Below are 1,918 nucleotides of genomic sequence, written 5' to 3' on the forward strand. Positions count from 1 at the left end.
CTTCCTGAAAAACTAGCAGCAGAATTAAGCGAAGTTGCCAAGATATCTGAACGATCCAAATCCTTTCTTATTCAGAAAGCACTGGAGGCCTATCTGGATGATCAGGCTGATTTACAGATTTCTATGGATCGACTTCATGATCCAACTGATTCTGTAATTTCTCTAGAAGATATGCGATCCGAAATTGACCTATAGTATCACTTTCAAGAAATCTGTAAGTAAGGATCTTAAGAAAATAGACAAACCAGAAGCTGATAGGATTCTGAAGAAAATAGCGGCTGAGTTACCGGACAAGGCCGATTCCCTCCCAGAACTTAAAGACAAATATGCTGGATTGAGAAAATATCGCATCGGAAACTACAGAATCGTTTTTTCGATCGTTAAGAACACAATACTAATTACTCGAATCCGTCACCGGAAAGAAGCCTATAGAAATTAAGGGAGAACGAACGGCTGCAGTGGAATTACCGCAAGAGTGAAGGTTAGGTGTTCAGCAATCCACTGAGCCTTAGTGTTCTTAAATCGGATTTGTTGTAGGTAGTAATGAGCTGAAAATAAGTATTCTGGAAATGTACAGGGAATTCTTTAGTGTATTCCGATAGATCATAGAGGAGATTGTAATGAAGTTGATACTTGTGCTCTCTATTGTACTATTTTGGATGCTGTCGTGTGGATCAACAGAATCTGAGACTGAACAAGTCATCGAGAACAGTCATACTAGTTCAGGTATCGAGGATTACGTTTTCCCTATAGCAGATAGTTATTTGCATATCTCTGATTCAATCGGCATTGATATGGGTGACAGTAACTATGTTTTCGGTGCGGTCTCAAGCGCCACATTAACGACTGATGGGAATATTGCCGTTCTGGATCTGCAGAAAATAGTCATCTCACTTTTCACCACTGATGGAGAATTTATAAGAAACATTGGTCGGCGGGGGAGCGGGCCGGGAGAATTTCTCTACCCAGCGGCCATAGCATCCAGACCCGAAGGCGGCTTCCTGGTCTCGGACCTTATGGGCAACAAACTAATCAACTATGACAGTAATTTCGAATATGTATCAGAACAAACAGGTTTCTATCCCTCATCTCCTCTAGCATTCGTTGCGATCGAAGGAATGGAGATCATAGCTCTGAAATCAGTGATAGATGAGAGTGAAGACCGCATTTCTATGGGCAAAGCTATAGGCAGATGGACAATGGAGGATTCTGATCCATCTGTAACCTATTACTCAAGCTTGTCTCGATTCGACCCTAACGATATGTATTCAAGTGACAATAATGCAGTTCTGTTTGCTGCTTCTGTCAACGGTAATGTGTTTACTTCTCAAATTTCACCAGATGTTTACTCATTTACATCATGGTCCAGAGATGGTGAAGAACTCTTCACCTACATTGATGAGGACTTCCAGCCAGAAAGAAGAACTCAGGAAGACATCAATGCAGAAATAGAACAGATCGATAGGAGGATGAGTAGCCAGGGACTGTCGGCCAGTGCGATAGGTTGGAATCCAAATCCCGATGAATTTGCAATCAGTGGCTTGTTTGTTGACAGCATGGATCGCTTGTGGGTATCAAAGGGTACTACACAAACCCCATATTTTGATGTTTATGATCTAAGCGGGTCACATTTGTTTTCAGCAGCACTGGATGCAGGTCTACGCTCCCAAAGCTGGAATACAATAATAATACATGATAGGTTTATCTGTTTTGATAGAAACCCTGAAGATTACCCCAAAGTATTTTTTGGTGATCTGCCAGGTATGGATCAATAAGATGAAAAAATTGATAGGATTCAGAACAATCGAATCGAGCTGACTTTACCATTTATAGGCCACGCTATCACAGCAGCTCATTCAAAACGTTCGTTTATTGATCTGCTGGCCCATGGGAGAATCGGCACCAGATGAATATCAAC

3 protein-coding genes are annotated in these 1,918 nt (G+C 41.6%); all 3 read left to right on the top strand.

All coding sequences use genetic code 11. The features are described 5' to 3' along the window. The coding region (locus tag K8S15_04460) for a ribbon-helix-helix domain-containing protein (protein ID MCD4775288.1) at window positions 1-195 on the top strand (195 nt) is incomplete at its 5' end. Then, window positions 185-439 (top strand): type II toxin-antitoxin system RelE/ParE family toxin, encoded by a 255-nt coding sequence (locus tag K8S15_04465; GenBank protein ID MCD4775289.1) that lies wholly within the window; start codon window positions 185-187, stop codon window positions 437-439. The genes K8S15_04460 and K8S15_04465, both read left to right, overlap by 11 nt. 181 nt (window positions 440-620) lie before the next feature. Continuing rightward, complete coding sequence (locus tag K8S15_04470; GenBank protein ID MCD4775290.1) at window positions 621-1,775, top strand: 6-bladed beta-propeller; 1,155 nt, start codon at window positions 621-623, stop codon at window positions 1,773-1,775. The last annotated feature ends 143 nt before the right edge of the window (window positions 1,776-1,918 follow it).

The organism is Candidatus Aegiribacteria sp., assembly GCA_021108005.1.
GTDB lineage: Bacteria > Fermentibacterota > Fermentibacteria > Fermentibacterales > JCC-6 > Aegiribacteria.